This window comes from Paenibacillus terreus, from assembly GCF_042138595.1.
GTDB lineage: Bacteria > Bacillota > Bacilli > Paenibacillales > Paenibacillaceae > Paenibacillus > Paenibacillus terreus.
The window spans coordinates 19,001-36,203 of record NZ_JBHIRX010000009.1; the positions used below are offsets into that span (position 1 = coordinate 19,001).

At 54.5% G+C, this 17,203-nt stretch carries 12 protein-coding genes; 10 read left to right on the forward strand and 2 right to left on the reverse strand.

Annotated features, from left to right (window positions below; all coding sequences use genetic code 11):
- Nucleotides 1-99 precede the first annotated feature (99 nt).
- The 4 genes from ACE5KN_RS16650 to ACE5KN_RS16665 all read left to right on the forward strand — a co-directional run bounded on the left by ACE5KN_RS16650 (nt 100) and on the right by ACE5KN_RS16665 (nt 3,831).
- Nucleotides 100-1,137 (forward strand): hypothetical protein, encoded by a 1,038-nt coding sequence (locus ACE5KN_RS16650; protein WP_375533117.1) that lies wholly within the window; start codon nt 100-102, stop codon nt 1,135-1,137.
- Nucleotides 1,134-1,313: a hypothetical protein gene (locus ACE5KN_RS16655; protein WP_375526129.1), complete on the forward strand. Its 180-nt coding sequence runs from the start codon at nt 1,134-1,136 to the stop codon at nt 1,311-1,313. The genes ACE5KN_RS16650 and ACE5KN_RS16655 overlap by 4 nt, the downstream gene beginning before the upstream one ends.
- Before the next feature lie 540 nt (nt 1,314-1,853).
- Nucleotides 1,854-2,636, forward strand: coding sequence for a Cof-type HAD-IIB family hydrolase (locus tag ACE5KN_RS16660; RefSeq protein WP_375526130.1), 783 nt, complete (start codon nt 1,854-1,856; stop codon nt 2,634-2,636).
- Between the two features lie 253 nt (nt 2,637-2,889).
- Nucleotides 2,890-3,831, forward strand: coding sequence for a bile acid:sodium symporter family protein (locus ACE5KN_RS16665; protein ID WP_375526131.1), 942 nt, complete (start codon nt 2,890-2,892; stop codon nt 3,829-3,831).
- Between the two features lie 196 nt (nt 3,832-4,027).
- Here the strand turns inward: ACE5KN_RS16665 and ACE5KN_RS16670 are convergent, their stop codons facing one another.
- Both ACE5KN_RS16670 and ACE5KN_RS16675 read right to left on the reverse strand, forming a co-directional pair.
- Nucleotides 4,028-5,704, reverse strand: a complete 1,677-nt coding sequence (locus ACE5KN_RS16670) for a response regulator (protein ID WP_375526132.1) — start codon at nt 5,702-5,704, stop codon at nt 4,028-4,030.
- 1 nt (nt 5,705) lies between these two features.
- Nucleotides 5,706-7,496, reverse strand: a complete 1,791-nt coding sequence (locus tag ACE5KN_RS16675) for a cache domain-containing sensor histidine kinase (RefSeq protein WP_375526133.1) — start codon at nt 7,494-7,496, stop codon at nt 5,706-5,708.
- A 163-nt stretch (nt 7,497-7,659) separates the two neighbouring features.
- Between ACE5KN_RS16675 and ACE5KN_RS16680 the strand changes: the two genes are divergently transcribed.
- The 6 genes from ACE5KN_RS16680 to ACE5KN_RS16705 all read left to right on the forward strand — a co-directional run bounded on the left by ACE5KN_RS16680 (nt 7,660) and on the right by ACE5KN_RS16705 (nt 17,045).
- Complete coding sequence (locus ACE5KN_RS16680; protein ID WP_375526134.1) at nt 7,660-8,541, forward strand: carbohydrate ABC transporter permease; 882 nt, start codon at nt 7,660-7,662, stop codon at nt 8,539-8,541.
- Entirely contained in the window at nt 8,541-9,377 is an 837-nt protein-coding gene (locus ACE5KN_RS16685) for a carbohydrate ABC transporter permease (RefSeq protein ID WP_375526135.1), read from the forward strand. Before ACE5KN_RS16680 ends, ACE5KN_RS16685 begins: the two co-directional genes overlap by 1 nt.
- A gap of 408 nt (nt 9,378-9,785) precedes the next feature.
- Nucleotides 9,786-11,081: an ABC transporter substrate-binding protein gene (locus ACE5KN_RS16690; protein WP_375526136.1), complete on the forward strand. Its 1,296-nt coding sequence runs from the start codon at nt 9,786-9,788 to the stop codon at nt 11,079-11,081.
- Nucleotides 11,082-11,969: 888 nt separating this feature from the next.
- Complete coding sequence (locus ACE5KN_RS16695; protein WP_375526137.1) at nt 11,970-15,071, forward strand: DEAD/DEAH box helicase; 3,102 nt, start codon at nt 11,970-11,972, stop codon at nt 15,069-15,071.
- 11 nt (nt 15,072-15,082) lie between these two features.
- Entirely contained in the window at nt 15,083-15,787 is a 705-nt protein-coding gene (locus ACE5KN_RS16700; RefSeq protein ID WP_375526138.1) for a phosphoribosylglycinamide synthetase, read from the forward strand.
- Between the two features lie 139 nt (nt 15,788-15,926).
- Nucleotides 15,927-17,045, forward strand: coding sequence for a M15 family metallopeptidase (locus ACE5KN_RS16705; RefSeq protein WP_375526139.1), 1,119 nt, complete (start codon nt 15,927-15,929; stop codon nt 17,043-17,045).
- Nucleotides 17,046-17,203: the final 158 nt, after the last annotated feature.

Sequence of the window (17,203 nt, forward strand, 5' to 3'; positions counted from 1 at the left end):
CTGAAAAGGATAGAGATGCCGATGACGAATAACTCGGGAAAAACGCCGGAAGAGCAGCTGGATTTACTATCCGAAAGATGGGATAAGCTGCTTGGTTATTTGAATACTGCTGAGGACACACATCGGAATGAGGAATACAATGAATGGCTGCTTCATAAAAATATGCTCAAGGTTGGATTCAGGGCATTTAAGAACTGGAAGGCTATTATTACCCCAATGATTGGTGTTGTTTTAACCGGTGTTTTTGGGTACACCGTATGGCAAAGCCTGGGATGGGGGCAGAAGACGCTGGGAATTGCCATCGCAGCAGCAGTTATCTATATGTTTGTGCGGCGGGAAACGATTCGGTATATGGCTACCCCGCAAAATGAATTTTTTCACATCCAGGCTTTTGCGCAAAATCATAAAGTTATGTATGATGCATTATCTCCATTTATCCGGGATGAATATTTTAAATTTTCAAAGCTAAAGGAAAGCCTTAAGAAGTCCTCCCTGGACGAAAAAGTGATAAAGAGTTATCAGGACAGAATCGATGAGCTGTTAGAGGTGAAGAACAAAAACGAAGAGAAAATCATGGAGCTGAGCCAACTTCTGAAGCTTCACATAGAAGAGCTTAAACATACCCAGGATGATATAAGTTATTATGCGAACAGGGTGGAGGAAACCAGTGCATTCCTGGATAAAATCAGAAACAACTTATCCTCTTTTGTCCGCTATCCGAACCTTCAATTTCTGGATTCATTGTCGTTTGATTGTTGTTATATCATTTATAAATTGGACGATAACGAGTTCGTGGATAAACATTCTCAAGGTTTAAACTCCCGCAAAATTAAAGCAATACCGATAGATCATCACCAAGACGGGATGGTCAAATCGATGGAAGACGGTGAAATTTACATAGATTTGGAGAGAGGAGAAGCCAGTCAGTGTGTGACTCTGCATGATGGCAGTACGTGGGGAATTCGTATTATTCTCGATGATACTCGCCAGGAAGCGTTAATGGGCAGTCAGGAGTATGCCAAGATCGAACTGTCTTTAATATTTGAACACATCTGGTTAAGTCTGGATTTGGTTGTCAGGTTTGAAAGCATGAGAACTGAGACTTCAGGGATCTGCGGTCAGGATGAGAATGAATGATCTTAATAATGATGAGAGGTGTGCCTGTAATGAAAGCATTATCCGCCAAAAAGGTAACTGCTACTTCGCAGCTCATTCGTGAACAGGTTAAAAAATCCAACGACCGTACCAATGAAGTCATTCGCAGAACCCAATCGTATTTAAACGATTTGAAAAAACAAACTCCCAGGGTGTAATCCTACATATCATAATAAGCGAATCGGACAGCGGGTCAGTTCCCGTTGTCCGTTTTTGTGTGATTTAAAGCTCTCTCTGTCTCTTGAATCAGATGATTAATCCGCTGATTTATTCTTTCCAGATGCTCCGTAATCATTTGTCCGGTTGTCTTATGTTCAGGGTTCAATTTTACAAGGCGCCTCATGCAAATCCCTCTTTTCGATATACTATTAATTAGCGCTGCATTAACTTTGCACAAGACAACCTGTGGTCCTGATCTTTTTCAGATTTCCGCAAAAGCTCTGGTTTCCGAGCTGTTATTGCGCCTGCCGGAGAGCTAACGGTTGCAGCAGCAGCTATTTTACGAAAAAAGACCTTTTTACACATCATATTCAAAGTCTTGCCGCGGGTTTGCGTCTTTATCTCCTTGACAAGTAGGGGGACGACAGGCGCATATGGACAATCACTGGAAGGACACCGTCCGTCCTTGCTTTTTTGTGATAAGATGAGTGAGACAAACCATAATGAGATTACATAACTGAAAATCGGGGGTCCCAGTAATGAAATATAAGGCAGTCTTTTTTGATATCGATGGCACTTTGGTCAATGAAGAAAAGCAAATCCCGCAGGATACGATTGACGCCATCCGGGAGCTTAAGGAAAAGGACATTCCAGTGTTTATCGCTACGGGAAGAGCGCCATACTACTTCACACATTATGCTCAGCAGCTGGATATTGACTCTTTTGTGAGCTTTAACGGTTCTTATGTCGTGTATAAGGGCAAACCGGTCTACGAGCATCCCATTTCCAAGGAAACGCTGGAGCGGCTGGAGACGCTGGCTTTGTCGCATAATCATCCGATCGTGATGCAGGGAGGCACAGCCGGGTATGCCAATTTTGAAGCGCATGAGGCTGTGGCGGAATCTTTTCACTCCTTAAGGGTGGAGGTTCCGGGCTACCGGACGCAGTATTGGAAGGAAGAAGCGGTGTATCAGGCGCTGCTGTACTGTCAGGAGCATGAAGAGCACATTTACACCGGGCCGGATTCACCCTTCAAGGATCTGCAATTTGTACGCTGGCATCGGGTGGCGATGGACGTTATTCCGGCGGGCGGCTCCAAAGCCAAAGGAATCGAGGCGGTACTGAAGCATCTGGGCATCAGCAGGGAGGAGGCCGTTGCGTTCGGAGATGGTTTGAACGACAGGGAAATGCTGTCTTATGTAGGACTGGGCATCGCAATGGGCAATGCGCATGAGGAAGTGAAGCCTTTTGCCAAATACGTGACCAAATCGGTGGATGAAGGCGGAATCCGCCACGGATTGCAATACGCTGAATTGCTATAAACTGAATGGTTATAAGCCGAATTGTTATAAGTACCCTTTGATACTCCCACGGCTAAAGCCGCAAGCTTTTTTACAGGTGGGAATCTTGGATAAGCATAATATGGCCTGCAGCCGGGAATGCCCGCGCGCGGGTCTTTTTTTTGCATCAACGCTTCACTTTGCTAAAAAAATATATGGTCATGCCGTATGAATATGTAGTACAATACATACTAAAAAATTTAAATAACATGATGTGTAGAGGGGATGTAAGGAAGTGAACACAGTAGAAAAGATAAGCAAGTTTGTGGGGGGCACATTTTCCGTCTGGGTGATCCTGTTTGCTTTGCTCGGTTTTTTTGTCCCTGATGCCTTTACGGGGTTAAAGGGGTATATACAGATTTTCCTCGGCATCGTCATGTTCGGTATGGGATTGACACTGTCTTCGGCCGACTTCCGCGAGGTGTTCCGCAGACCGCTGGATGTGGCGATCGGTGTTGTGGGGCACTACCTGATCATGCCTCTGCTGGCATTCGGATTGGCTCTGCTGCTGCAGCTGCCGCCGGATATCGCCGTTGGCGTCATTCTCGTGGGCTGCTGTCCAAGCGGCACCGCCTCCAACGTAATGACCCTGCTGGCCAAAGGAGATGTGGCGCTTGGCGTATCCATCGCGTCCGTATCGACCCTGATTGCTCCGCTGGCAACACCATTCATGATCAGCCTGCTGGCTGGTCGCTGGATGAATATTGACGCCGCATCGCTCATCAAGGATATCCTGATGGTGGTCATCATTCCGATTGTTCTCGGCGTTATTGTGAAGGCGCTGTTCCGCAGACAGGCTGAAGCGAGCGTTAAGGCTTTGCCTCTCGTATCCACGATTGCCATCGTGCTGATTGTGGCCATTGTAGTGGCAGGCAGCAAGGGTAAAATTATTGAGACTGGCCCGCTCATCTTCGCGGTTGTTATTTTACACAACGGGCTCGGCTATTTGCTCGGCTTCTGGTTCGCCAAGCTGTTTGGCATGAATCTGGCGAAGCGCAAGGCCGTTACCCTGGAGACAGGCATGCAGAACTCCGGTCTCGGTGCAGCGCTGGCTGCCGCGCACTTTAACCCGGTTGCCGCCGTACCAAGCGCAATCTTCAGCGTATGGCACAATATCTCCGGCTCTCTGCTGGCCACCTGGTTCGCACGCCGGGAGGAGCGCAAGCCGTCTGCATAGCGAAAGCAGCCTGCATAGCGAAAGCAGCCTGCATAGCGAAAGCAGCCTGCATAATGAAAGCAGTCTGCATATTGAATGGCTGATGCTCTGCCGGGCTTCTTGAATATTTAGCTTAATATGCAGCTTGAATATGTATGCCATAAGCGGCGGTTCCCAAATCACTTCGGTGATATGAGGAGCCGCCGTTTTGCTGCCCCTATGTCTGAATCGATTCCGCCCCGGCCTTCCGGTACTCTCCCGGGGTTATGCCCTCCAGCTTTTTGAACACTTTGCCGAAATATTTCTCGTCCTGATAGCCGACCATCTCCGAGATCTGCTGCAGGCGCAGACGGGGATTGAGCAGCAGCAGCTTGGCCTGACGGATGCGGAGCCGGCTCAGGTATTCCGACAGATTCACGCCGAACTCCTGCTTGAACTTGCGGGAAATGTATTCCCGACTGAGGTAGAACCTGTTTGAAATATCCTGCAGGGTGATTTCATCGGCGTAATGGGCATCCAGATATGCGGCGATGTCGCGGATGATATGATTTTCCGGCGCGTGAGCCCGCGCGAGCGCCAGTGCCCGGCCTGCGGCCTGCAGTCGCTTGGCGAAGCTGCTTTTCCAGACGGGGAGGGAGAGCATGCCCTCCTCGTCGACAGGCAGGACGGCCGCCGCTGCATCCGGCTGTACCGGATCTTCCCCGGCCGTATCCTCCGGACGGTCGTCCAGCCAGCGGCCCAGCATCCAGTCCAGCTCCCGGCTCCAGCTCCGCATCTGCTCGGCGGTCAGATCCGGCAGCCGGGAGACGGCTTCTTCGATCCACTCCGCCGCGGCCGCGGCCATTCTGTCAGGCTGGCCGCTGAGCACGACCAGCCGCAGCTTTTCCTCCGCATCCGTCAGGCGGAGGGCTCTGGACTGAGCCTCGGCGCTTCTCTCCGCATAGTGTAGACCGACCGCCACATAAAGGCCGTCTGTCGTATGAAGAGCGTCCGCCGTATGAACAAGACTGCGCCGCCATAAGGCCTGGCGGGCCGCCTGATACGAGGCGGACACACCCTGCGGGAAAGGGCCGGCAGGTCCGATACCGAAATGCATGCGCCTGCCAAGCGCCATACAAAAGCCCGTATTCATGGCATTCAGCCTCTCTTGGAGCATATCAAGTCCACCCCAATACAGGATGACGACTTCATCCGTATTTTCCAGATGTCTGAAGGCAATGCCTGCCCCGGACCGTTCCAGAATTTCACTGCAGATATTCAGGATGGTGAACGACAGGAGCTGCCGCTTTGCCCGGTATTTAGCCAGAACAGCCTCATCCAGATGGGCCAGACTGAGGACGGCGGCACAGCATACTGCGGCGCCCTGCGGCGGCAGCCGCAGCTCCTCGGCCAGACGGGGCAGGGCGCTGATAGAGCCTGCGGGGGATTGAACGAGCTCGGTCAGCAGCTTGTCGGCATAGTGCGGCCGCATTTGATTGACCTCAATGGCCTGCAGGGTCAGGCGGCTCCGCTGCTGTTCCTCCGCCTCCCAGGCCGCCACCGCTTTGGACAAGGCTTCGTTAATCTCATCCTGTTCGACAGGCTTGAGGATGTAGTCGGTGCCGCCGCAGCGGATGGCATGGCGGACGAGCCCGAAATCATCGTGTCCGCTGACGACCAGCACCTTCGTATGCGGCGCATGGGCCTGCAGCCAATCCATCAGCCTGGTACCGTCATATCCGGGCATTCTCATATCTGTAATCACAATCTGCGGCGCTTCCTCTGTCACCAGCTGAATAGCCCGCCCGCCATCCTCTGCTTCGAGCACCTCGGTGATGCCGTGCTCCTGCCAGTTGACCAGTAGCCGGATGGCGGCTCTTCCGTGTTGTTCGTCATCCACGATCAAGGCTTTCATGTTACTCACGCTCCTCTGTTCTGATGTCCAGAATAACCCGAACGCCATGTGGCTCGATATTCGTGATGTCCAGGCGGCCCGCTTCTCCTGAATGCAGGCGGACCCGCAGCAGGACATTGCGCAGCCCGATAGGCTCATCCTCGGCGGCCTGCTCCTCCGGCACAGCCGCGTCAGGCTTGCGGAACAGCAGGCCGCGCAGCTGATTCAGTCTGTCCTGCGGTATGGACAGGCCCGTGTTTTCAATCGTCAGGCGCAGCATGTCCGGAGCCATTCGTGTGCCGGCAATCCGCAGCAGTGTCTTGCCAAGGCGGACATCCATCCCGTGCTTAAAATAATTTTCAACAATCGGCTGCAGAATCATTTTGGGCACCTGCTCCTCCAGCACCCCCGGCTCCCAATCGAAGCTCACGTCAAACTGGTCGCCGAATCGTTCTTTTTGCAAATCAAGATACATTCGTATATGCTCCGCCTCGTCCTTCAGATGAACAACCGTGCTCTCCTTCATGCTGTAGCGCATGATTCTGGAGAGGGAGGAGAGCAGGGAGTAGATGCGCGGCACTTCATGCTGCAAGGCCAGTGTGCCGATGGACTGCAGGGTGTTGTACAGAAAATGGGGATTGATCTGCGCCTGCAGCGCCTTTAGCTGATTGGTCTTATTGGCCAGTTCCAGGCGGTATTCCCGCAGGATCAGGTTGTTGACCGTATCCATCATGCGGCGGAAGCGGCGGAAGACGACCCCGATTTCATCCCGGCTTGTCACCCGGATGTCAACATCCAGCTGTCCTGCCTGAATTTTCTCCATGTACCGCACCAGTTGCTTGATCGGCTGTGTAATCCGGATGGAGATCAGCAGCGTGCCGATGATGGCAACGGAGAGTGCAGCGCCGGTAATGCCCGCATTGATCTCGGTCAGGCGGGTCGCACGCGCATACAGCGTTTCATACGGAATCCGCTTGACCAGCGTCCAGCCGGACAGGTCCGCATTCAGCTTCTGGTATACATGAAGGGCTTCACCTTCTTCAAAAGCCCCCTGATTCTGCTCGCCGCTGATGCCGCGGATAAGCTCAGGGTTTTCCAGCTTCTGTCCGATCAAGGTTTCATTTCCACTGTAAATCACAACACCCGCAGAATCCAGCAAATACAGCTGCTCGCTTCCTTCCTGGTACAGTTCCCTGCAGATGCTGCGAACGGTATCCAGGCTGATGTCAATGGCGAGATCGGCCAGCCTCCGCGGGGAGGGGATACTTTGAATCGAGCGGTGAAGGGTAAACACCTTCGCATCCTTACCATAAGCGGGTCCCGGGGAAGAGAATCCATACAGATGGGTGGGGTGGGATGCTTCAATATACAGGCTGTTGCTGCGGTACGGTACACCTTCAGTATAAGAATGCTCCCGCTGCCCCCGCTTGGGCGCACTGCCTGTAACAAGTGTGGACTGTCCCGCGTCATAAGAATGCATATATACGCTGACGATTCCCGGCACGGTGTTGCGGATCGTCTCCAGCGTCGTGTAGATTTCAGCGGCCGCCCGGTAATCGTTCGGAATCCGGGTGAGATTCGTGAGAAAATGCGGATCCTTGTACACGGCAATGGAAGCCTGGTTCACGCTCTGCAGGTAATGTTCAAGGTTTACGGCTCCCTGAAAAATAAGCCGTTCATTCTCCCCGGTCGTCTGCTCCCGCAAGGATTGCTTGGTCACCAAGAAGGTGATGGTCATCGACAGCAGCAGCGGAATGGCGACTGCTGCAAGCATGAAGGCACTGAGCCGGAAGCGGATGCTGCGGAACTTCACGGTTGTATCCCCCTTTCAGCAGTAGTAATTATGCTTTTATCTCCGGAGGGGCGCGGAGTGGTCAATATTTTCCTCCTAAAGGCGCAGAATTCTCCATATTCATCCCTACAGCGGTCGTTCATAATAAGGAAGCGGCAAGCCAAATACAAAAGGGGAGATGCAAATGCACCGGGCCAAAACATCGCAGCTGCTGCAGCAGCTTGTATTTGTGGGTCCATCCACATTGTTTTTTGCCATCATCATTGTCGTCCCTTTTCTGCTGGGGATGTACTATTCGTTCACGGACTGGAACGGTGTCTCCAACCAGGCGGGCTGGGTCGGGCTGGACAACTTTCGGCAGATTCTGCTGGAGGACGCCAAATTTCGGACCGCCTTCTGGTTCACCGTGCGCTTTACCGTGGCATCGGTTGTGTTGAGCAATGTGCTGGGTTTTATCCTGGCTTATTTCCTGACCAAACCGCTGAAATCGCGCAATGTGCTGCGTACGGTCTTTTTTATGCCTAACGTCATCGGTGGTCTTTTACTCGGTTTTATTTGGCAGTTTATATTTGTGAAAGGGTTTTCATCTATAGGTGCCGCAACGGGTCTTGCCTTCTTCAAGCTGCCGTGGCTCGGAGATGAGATCACCGCCTTCTGGGGAATTATTATTGTATTTATATGGCAGACGGCGGGTTATTTGATGGTTATTTACATCTCATCCCTGACCAATGTGCCGCAGGATATTCTGGAGGCGGCCTCCATTGATGGGGCGAGCAGGATGCAGGTGCTGCGGCAAATTATTATACCGCTCATCATGCCTGCGGTGACGGTGTGTCTTTTCCTCGCCATATCCTGGTCCTTCAAAATGTTCGATCTTAATCTGTCCCTGACCAAGGGCGGACCGTTCGGATCGACAGAATCCGTCGCGTTGAACATTTACAATGAAGCGTTCGTGAACAACCGTTACGGGCTGGGCACGGCCAAGGCGTTCATCTTTTTCATTATTGTCGCCCTGGTCACAAGCCTGCAGGTCCGTCTTACCAAAAGCAGGGAGGTGGAGGCCTGATGCATACCGGAAAGAGCTACCGGCTCGGCACCTTTGCCGCTGAATTGGTCATGATCGCGGTTGGCCTGCTGTTCCTGGTCCCCTTTTATTTTCTCGCTGTAAACTCTGTCAAAACGTTCGGGGATCTGCTGATGGACTCGGCGGCGTGGCCGAAGGCATTTGAATGGAATAACTATGCCCGGGCCTGGAGCATTACCCGCTTTCCAGAGGTGTTCTGGAATTCGCTGCTGGTTACCGTGTTCAGCAATCTGCTGCTTGTCCTGATCAGCTCCATGGCCGCTTACCGGATGGTGCGGCACAACTCGCGGTACAACCGGATTCTGTTCGCCCTCTTCGTGGCGGCGATGGTGATTCCGTTCCAATCCGTCATGATTCCGCTCGTCAAGGTGGCAAGCAGTCTCGGCATGATGAACAGCATATGGGGATTGGTGGTCTGTTATCTCGGCTTTGGCGCTCCGATGTCCATCTTCCTCTTTCACGGCTTTGTTAAGTCCGTTCCCGTGGAGATTGAGGAGGCGGCTCGGGTTGACGGCTGCAACCCTTACGGGGTGTTCTTCCGCATCGTGTACCCGCTTATGAAGCCGATGCTGGTCACGGTCATCATCCTGAACACGCTCTGGATCTGGAACGATTACCTTCTGCCTTCACTGGTGCTGCAGAGCGCGGATCTGCGTACCATTCCGATCGCAACCTATGCGTTTTTCGGTCAATACACGAAGCAGTGGGATCTGGCCTTGCCTGCCCTCGTGCTTGGCATTTTGCCGGTGATCGTATTTTTCCTGCTCATGCAAAAATACATTATCCATGGCATTACCGCGGGCTCGGTGAAGGGCTGAGAAAAACGCTATCGATGCAAATTCCAGGAAGCCAGACCGCGATTAGTAGTAGTTTTTCTTGCGATAACAGGAAGCCGTATGCATTGAAGCAATCTTTCTTCTATCTAAAGAAAAACTCTATCGATGCAAATTCCAAGAAGCCAGACCGCGAATAATAGTAATTTTTCTTGCGATATCAGGATGCAGATGCTCTGAAGTCAACTCTTCCTGATATCATAAGAAGAACTTTATCGAAGCAATTCCAAGAAGCCAGACCGCGATTAGTAGTAGTTTTTCTTGCGATAACAGGAAGCTCCTGCTACGAAGGTAATTCTTTCTGTTATCTTAAAAAAAGCAAGCGTTTTCATCAAGTGAAAAAATCGTACGCCAGCAACAGGCGGCATACCTTATTCAAGGAGGATTCGGCATATGAAAAAACTCTTTAAATTATCGTTCATGCTCGTTATGGCAATGGCATTGATTTTGACAGGCTGCGGTGGAGGCCAGCAGGGCGGGGGCAGCGCGGCAGAAGGCGGAAGCGGCGGGAACGGCGAAAAAACGATTCATATTTTCCAGTACAAGGTGGAAATTGCGGAAGCAATGAACCGGCTGAAGGAGGAATATGAGGCCTCGCATCCCGGCATCAAGCTGGACATTCAGACTGTCGGCGGGGGAAGCGATTACGGCGCGGCCCTGAAGGCGAAGTTTGCGGCTGGCGAGCAGCCGGATATTTTCAACGTAGGGGGATATCGTGAGCTGGATACCTGGCTTGAGTATTTGGAGGACTTGTCCGACCAGCCGTGGGTTGCTGACGTCGTGGATGTCGCCAAAGAACCGATGACCAAGGACGGCAAGCTGTATGGACAGCCGTTGAATCTGGAGGGCTACGGGTTTATTTATAACAAGGATTTATTCGCCAAGGCAGGCATTACGGAGATTCCAACGACACTGACGGAGCTGGAGGCTGCGGCGAAGAAGCTGCAGGCAGCCGGAATTACCCCATTCTCCAACGGGTATCAGGAGTGGTGGGTGTTCGGCAACCATTTGCTGAATGTAGCCTTTGCCAACCAGGACGATCCGGCGGCTTTCGTTGCCGGTCTGAATGACGGTTCGCAGCAATTTGCGGGCAATCCCATCTTTGAACAGTGGTTCAATCTGTTTGACCTGACGTTGAAATATGGCAACGAAAATCCGCTGACGACAGATTACAACACACAGGTAACGGCCTTCGCCACAGGCCAGGCGGCCATGATGCAGCAGGGCAACTGGACACAGGTGCAGATTGACGGCATCAATCCCGACCTGAACCTGGGCATTCTGCCGATGCCGATTAATGATGATCCGGAGCGCAATGATAAATTGTTTGTCGGTGTCGCCAACAACTGGGTCGTGAATAAAAATTCGCAGGTGAAGGATGAGGCGAAGGAATTCCTGAACTGGCTGGTCTCGTCCGAAGAGGGCAAGCGTTATATCACCAAGGAGTTCAAGTTTATTCCTGCCCTGAAGAGCATTGAAGCATCACCTGAGGATCTGGGTGATTTGGGAACAGAGGTAGTGAACTACAGCAAGCAAAACAAAGTGATGAACTGGAACTTCAGCAACTACCCTGAAGGAGCGGCTCAGGAATTCGGAAGCTCCATGCAGGCGTATGCGGCGGGCAAGCTGAATAAAGAGCAGCTGCTTGAAGAATTCCAGAATACGTGGAATAATCTGAAAGCAAAGTAATGATTGGAATATAAATGGAAAAAATAATGTGCATGAAGGCCGAATGGTCGGGTGCACAGCATAAAGAATGCCGCGGCTGTTGGGCCGCGGTTTCTTTTTCGTAGGTGAGCGAGAAGGCCTTAGGACGATGGGCACCTCCTTTTTAGACAGTGTTGCACAGCGGATCTGAGCGGTGGCCTTATTGTTGCCAAACCAGGTTTTTCATGCCATTAGACGGATAGAAGTGCAGCTATTTATTCCGTTATCGACTGTTTACACGCGGATTCAGAGGAGTAAGTGCTGTGTGGTCCTGGAGTTAGAGCAAATGTGCTTATACACGCGGATTAACGGCACTATGGTCCGCAATAAATCTGACAAAGCTGCATCTCTAACCACAAGCTATTCTAGCGGTTGCTACAACCGCTATTGGTACTAAGAACGTTGATTTCAAATGATAACGGTTGCGATGGCGCTTATTTCACTTAACACAGCATATTTTTGCTTAGATTCAGGCAAATAACGGCGGTCACGACCGTTAGAATTTAGAAAAGCTCTTTTTTCGTAAAATAGCAGCAGCTGCAACCGTTAGATTTCCGGCGGGCACAGTATCGGCTTGAAAACCGGAGCTTTTGTGGAAAATCAGGAGAGGATCAGGGCTACAAGTTGTCTAGTGTAATTGTTGACGCAATGTTATTAGCAAATGGGCTTATTTACGACGATTAACGGCACTATGGTTCGGTTCGTATAGGGGATTTGTTGAACCGCTTCCGTTGCCTAATTGGGACAAAATTGGGCCTGCGGCTGTGAACTGCCCATTCACGCAAACTTTTGTGCAAAAGGTTTTTGAAAAGATTGGGTTTTCGTATATGATGGAGTGTAACAATTCGAAAGGCTGGACGGGAGACAGATATGGATCAACCGCTGTATGGAATTTGGCTTGGAGATGTATTTTTTTGTTTTTCCGGTGAAACGTCGGAACCGCGAGTAGACGCATGGAGCAGTATCGTACGCAAAATGAAGCTGAAGGACGGCTCACAGCCGTTCCGTCAGGCTGCCCTCCGACTGGCGGAGCTGCGCCTGGCGGGTCCGGCGCGGCAGGAGCCGGCCAAGGGAGGCAAGCGGCGCGCCATGCTGGGACGGATGCTGGAGGGGCTTGCAATTGATGCGAAGGAGACGGCCGCCCTGCTTCTGCGGCTGAATGAGCGGGATTGCGCGGCTGCCGGCGTCCGTCTTGGGGAAGAGATCGGATACTGGCAGAAAGCGGCGCTGTTTGCGCTGGAGCTGCTGCAGCGGGGAGAGATCGTGCCCGGATTGAAGGAGCTGCAGCAGAGCGGTGCAAGACGGCGCGGCGGGCAGGAGACCGCGGTGGGGGTGTGGCTTCCGCGGCTGAGCGGGGAGGAGAACATCGCCCGGTTCCGCGAGCTGGCCGCGGCGATGCCGGCCATCGGGCTGGCGGCGCCCGCCGCCTTTGCCGGGAGCGAGCCGGTCTCGCGTGAGGAAGCGGCCTGTACGGTGCTGCATTCCTTTATGTCCGCGATGATTCATTCGGAGACGGCAGCAGCCGTCGCTCAGGCGGAGCGGGAGATCGCCAAATACCGGGCGGATTACCGACGCGGCCGGTCCCCGCTGAGCGAGCTGTGGTTGAACAGCCTGCTCACAGGCTCGCGCCCGCTGACAGTGCAGGGCACTGCGGCGGAGCTGGAAGAACTTTCGGAACAGGTATCCTCGCTGCCGGGCGCAGCGATTCCATATATTGAACGGGAGGAGAAGGAGCCGGAGGAAGGCAGCCTGCGTTTATGTCTGCGGCTCGAGCCCCCGCTGGAGGAGTTGAAGGAGTGGCGGGTGTCCTTCTGGGCCGAAAGCGATGTAGAGCCGGGCATGCGGCTGCCGGCAGGGGCCATTTGGTCCTACGCGGAGCCGGATCTGATGCGCGGGGATATCGTATACCGCGATGTCCACGTACAGCTTCTCACAGTGCTGGGCCGGGCATCCGAGCTGTCGGCGGATATCCGTGAGACGCTGCGGCATCCCCGGCCGGAAAGCTTCCTGCTTGCGGCGGAGGACTTCTTCCATTTCCTTGCCGAGGCGGTCCCGCTGCTGCAAAAGAACGGGGTTACCGTTCAGATGCCTTCCCGCTGGAGCCGTGAAGGACGGCGCCGGGCGGGACTCAGGCTGCGGATGAGGGATGCCGGGCAGGCGGAGGGGCCTTCCACACCGCTTGGAATGAGCCAAGTCGTGGCTTTTGATGCGGAGGCGGTGCTTGGCGGAGAGAAGCTGTCCGTGGAGGAGCTGGAGGCCATCGCGGCTGCCAATCTGCCTTATGTCAGGCTGCGGGGTGAATGGATCGAGGTGGACCCGAAGGAGATCCGGCAGGTGCTCCGCTTTATGAAGAAACAGGAGGAGGGCGAGATGTCCTTCTCCGAGTGGATGCACCTGGCAGCGGAACAGGATGCTGCGGGCGAAGCCGTATGGAAGGGACTGTCCATTTACGGAGCGCAATCGTTCGGCCTGCTGGCTTCCCTTGCCGAAGGCGGCGGCCTGCGTTCCGTCAAGCCGCGTCCTGTGCCTGCCGAGCTGCACGGCCAGCTCCGTCCTTATCAGGAACGGGGATATCAGTGGCTGGCGGCGATGTGTGATCTGGGCTTCGGAGTATGTCTTGCGGATGATATGGGGCTTGGCAAAACCGTGCAGGTGATTACCTGTCTGCTGGATTACAGGAAAACCCGCACGGAGAACGGCCCCGCCCTGATTATCTGCCCCACTTCCCTGCTGGGCAACTGGCACCGCGAGCTGCAGCGCTTTGCTCCCGACCTGTCGCTGTACATCCACCATGGAGTACAGCGCGTGCATGGGACGGATTTTCAGGAGCAGGCGCGCATGCATGATATCGTGCTGACGACCTATCATCTGGCAGGCAGGGACGGGCCGGATCTGTCGTCGCTCACCTGGTCGTCCATTGTCCTTGATGAGGCGCAGTATATTAAAAACGCCCGCACCAAGCAGTCGCAGAGCGTCATGAAGCTGTCCGCCCCGCACCGCATTGCCATGACAGGCACGCCTGTCGAGAACCGGCTGAGCGAGCTGTGGTCGATATTCCAGTTTCTGAATCCCGGCTATCTCGGGACCGCTTCATCCTTCCGGCATCGTTATACGACGTCGGGGGATGAGCGGGGAGTGGCGCTGCGCGAGCTGCACCGGCTGGTGTCGCCCTTTATGCTGCGCAGGCTTAAGAGCGATCCCGACATCCGCAAGGATTTGCCGGAGAAGCTTGAGCTCAAGTCATACTGCGCCTTGACGCCTGAGCAGGCTGGCATGTACCGGGGCGTAGTAGATCAGCTGATGGGCCGCATTGACGGACAGACGGGTATTGCCCGCAAGGGTCTGGTACTGTCGTCGCTGACCAAGCTGAAGCAGATTTGCGACCATCCTGCGCTGCTTGCCCCTGGGCGAAGCGATCTGGCGAAGCCGGAGGCCTCCGGCAAAATGCAGCGGCTGCTGGAGCTGGTGGAGGCGATCCGGGAGAACGGAGAAGCCGCGCTCATCTTCACCCAGTATGTGGGGATGGGCGAGCTGCTTGTATCCCGGCTGGAGCGCGTTTATGGACAGAAGCCGTTTTTCCTGTACGGCGGGCTCGCCAAATCGCAGCGGGACGACATGGTTCAGCGCTTTCAGCAGGGCGACGGTCCCGATTTGTTCGTGCTGTCCCTGCGCGCCGGCGGTGTGGGCCTGAACCTGACCCGGGCCAGCCATGTGGTGCATTATGACCGCTGGTGGAATCCGGCGGTGGAAAACCAGGCTACGGACCGTGTCTTCCGCATCGGGCAGAGCAGGAACGTGCAGGTGCACAAGCTGATTTGCCAAGGGACGCTGGAAGAGCGGATTGATGAATTGATAGAGAGCAAAAAGGCGCTCTCCGAGCAGGTTGTCGGCTCCGGCGAGAACTGGCTGACGGAAATGTCGGACGAAGAGCTGCGCGGGCTGATTTCTCTGCAAAACGACATCTGGGTATAAGGGGGAGCGTTATGCAAGTCAAGCTGCACATTTCCGCAGGGCACTGGGAAGCGGAGGTTACGCCCGCGGCTGGTCCGGAGAGTGGTCCGGACCAGGCCGAATCGGCCTGGTGCCGCGTCTCCGGCACAGCCCCGCTGCTCACAGCGGAGCAGAAGGAGCAGCTGCTGGCGCAGCTTGGGGACTGTCCGCTGGAGCTGTACAAGCTGCTCCAGGGCCAGGACAGTCCCTTGCTGGCCGCGTGCGGTCTGCCGCCTGTGCAGGCGGAGTCGTGCTCCTGCGGTGACGCGGGCTGCCGTCATGCGGCCGCCGCGGCGCAAGCGCTGGCCGCTTCGCCGCTGCAGCGGCTGGCGCTGGCGGGTCTGCCGCGGGAAGAGCTGCTGCGCGGCGTCTTTGCCGCATGGCCGCAGGAGGCGGAGGCTGCCTCCTCTACTGCGGCCACGGCTGGAGCTGGCGCGCGCAGCGGCAGCTCACGCGGCGGCGCGGCCATCAACGAATGGATTGCCGAGGCGGCCGTGGAGGGCACGCTGCATCGGCCAGGGCCGGGCTTCCATTCGTTCGAGGTTAAGCTGCCGCAGGAGCTTGCGGCGGACGGCGGACTGCCGGATGCAGCGAAGCTGCTGCCTGGTCTGCCGCGTGCGGCACAGGCGCTGGAGCTGATCCGGAAGAAGGCTGCCGCCCGTGCCCGGGAGACGTCTCTGCCCAAAAACGGCGGATAACGACGCATAGTGCCGCATACCGGAGCATTGGAGCATAGAGGTGTGCGGAGAGCCTATAGGCGTGTTTCGTGCCGCCTGCGTTTTCATGTAAAATGGAGATCGATTGCCTTATTTACATGAAGAGAAACGGAGAAGCGACATGAAACGAAATAAAGAAATCATATATGGAACAAAGTTGTTATCTGGTACAAAGCTGCTGTTCCCGGCACTGCTGCTGCCGGGCCTGCTGCTGACAGGCTGCGGGACGAACGGCGTGGGCGCCCAGGGAAATCCGCAGGCCAATGCGCCTGCTGCTGGCGCCCAAACGCCGCAATCCGATGCTCCAACAGCTGACGCACAAGCGCCGCAAGCTGGCGATCCGACAACTGATGCACCAACCCCGGAAGCTGATGTTCCGACAGCTGGCGCTCAGACTCCTGAGTCTGATGCGCCGAGTGCTGACGGCCAGACCGTGAAGCCGGCCAAGCCGGAGACATCTTCCGGGGAGAAAGAAGCAGAAACAGAACAACAGGCCGGGAACAATGATGGTGGAGGAAAGGCCGATGCCGCTGACAGCAGTAAGGATGCTGATGACAGCAGTAAGGGTGCGGAGGCTGCCGATCCGGTTATGGCTGCCCGGGCTGCAAGCTCGTTGCAGACAACCATCAAGAAGGCCGGCGGAGTCGCCGTTGTAACGAATGCCACCGCCCAGACGGTGATTGTCAATAAACAGCGCAGCCTGCCCAAAGGTTATGAGCCCTCCGATCTGGTAGTGCCGAGTGTGCCGTTTTCCTTTGATGGCCCGCATGAGAAGCGGCATATGCGCAAGGAAGCCGCAGGAGCGCTGGAAAAGCTGTTCGCAGCTGCGAAAAAGGACGGCATTAAGCTGCGCGCAGTGTCCGGCTACCGCTCCTATTCACGGCAGAAAACGATCTACAATAACAACGTAAAAACCAAGGGGCTGGAGTATGCGTCCAAGGTCAGTGCCGTTCCCGGAATGAGTGAGCACCAGACCGGCCTTGCCATCGACGTATCCAGTCCAAGCGTGGGCAACGCGCTGGAGCAGTCCTTTGGCAGCACCAAGGAAGGCAAATGGCTGGCAAAGCATGCTCCTGAATATGGCTTTGTCATTCGTTATCCGAAAGGAAAAGATGACATCACCGGTTATGTATACGAACCGTGGCATATCCGTTACATCGGAGTTGACCTGGCGGAGGATGCAGCAAGCAAGGGACTGACTCTGGAAGAGTACTTTGATGAGGTCAATATTAAGCTGTAACGGTACCGATATGAATAGTGCCTGTTCACCCGTTTCAAGAACCGTCTTCGGCTGAAGGCGGTTTTTTGGGCAGTTTTTTTTCCAAAATGAACCTGCGGGGCAGCAAATCACGTATAGTTGTAAATAGTGCCATAATCAACGGATGCTGATGCCGCGTC